The sequence below is a fragment of the Bacteroides sp. OM08-11 genome (assembly GCF_003438665.1).
GTDB lineage: Bacteria > Bacteroidota > Bacteroidia > Bacteroidales > Bacteroidaceae > Bacteroides > Bacteroides cutis.
Genome location: NZ_QSTJ01000018.1, coordinates 1 through 1336, shown reverse-complemented (window position 1 = coordinate 1336; position 1336 = coordinate 1). Strand labels below are relative to the sequence as shown.

General features: G+C 40.1%; 1 protein-coding gene. It reads left to right on the top strand.

What is annotated here, in order from left to right; genetic code table 11:
- A partial coding sequence (locus DXC10_RS16175; RefSeq protein WP_117738472.1) for a TetM/TetW/TetO/TetS family tetracycline resistance ribosomal protection protein occupies window positions 1-1336 on the top strand: 1336 nt, incomplete at both ends.

Here is a 1336-nt window from a genome sequence, read left to right as displayed (position 1 = left end):
TTATATTTATCAATAAGATTGACCGTGCCGGTGTGAATTTGGAGCGTTTGTATATGGATATAAAAACAAATCTGTCGCAAGATGTCCTGTTTATGCAAACTGTTGTCGATGGATCGGTTTATCCGGTTTGCTCCCAAACATATATAAAGGAAGAATACAAAGAATTTGTATGCAACCATGACGACGATATATTAGAACGATATTTGGCGGATAGCGAAATTTCACCGGCTGATTATTGGAATACGATAATCGCTCTTGTGGCAAAAGCCAAAGTCTATCCGGTGCTACATGGATCAGCAATGTTCAATATCGGTATCAATGAGTTGTTGGACGCCATTTCTTCTTTTATACTTCCTCCGGCATCAGTCTCAAACAGACTTTCAGCTTATCTCTATAAGATAGAGCATGACCCCAAAGGGCATAAAAGAAGTTTTCTTAAAATAATTGACGGAAGTCTGAGACTTCGAGACGTTGTAAGAATCAACGATTCGGAAAAATTCATCAAGATTAAAAATCTAAAGACTATTTATCAGGGCAGAGAGATAAATGTTGATGAAGTGGGTGCCAATGATATCGCGATTGTAGAAGATATAGAAGATTTTCGAATCGGAGATTATTTAGGTGCTAAACCTTGTTTGATTCAAGGATTATCTCATCAGCATCCCGCTCTCAAATCCTCCGTCCGGCCAAATAAGCCCGAAGAGAGAAGCAAGGTGATATCCGCTCTGAATACATTGTGGATTGAAGACCCGTCTTTGTCCTTTTCCATAAACTCATATAGTGATGAATTGGAAATCTCGTTATATGGTTTGACCCAAAAGGAAATCATACAGACATTGCTGGAAGAACGATTTTCCGTAAAGGTCCATTTTGATGAGATCAAGACTATCTACAAAGAACGACCTATAAAAAAGGTCAATAAGATTATTCAGATCGAAGTACCACCCAACCCTTACTGGGCCACAATAGGGCTGACTCTTGAACCCTTACCGTTAGGGGCAGGGTTGCAAATCGAAAGTGACATCTCCTATGGTTATCTGAACCATTCTTTTCAAAATGCCGTTTTTGAAGGGATTCGTATGTCTTGCCAATCTGGTTTACATGGATGGGAAGTGACAGATCTGAAAGTAACTTTTACTCAAGCCGAGTATTATAGCCCGGTAAGTACACCTGCTGATTTCAGACAGCTGACCCCTTATGTCTTCAGGCTGGCTTTGCAACAGTCAGGTGTGGACATTCTCGAACCGATGCTCTGTTTTGAGTTGCAGATACCCCAAGTAGCGAGTTCCAAAGCTATTACAGATTTGCAAAAACTGATGTCTGAGATTGAAGACAT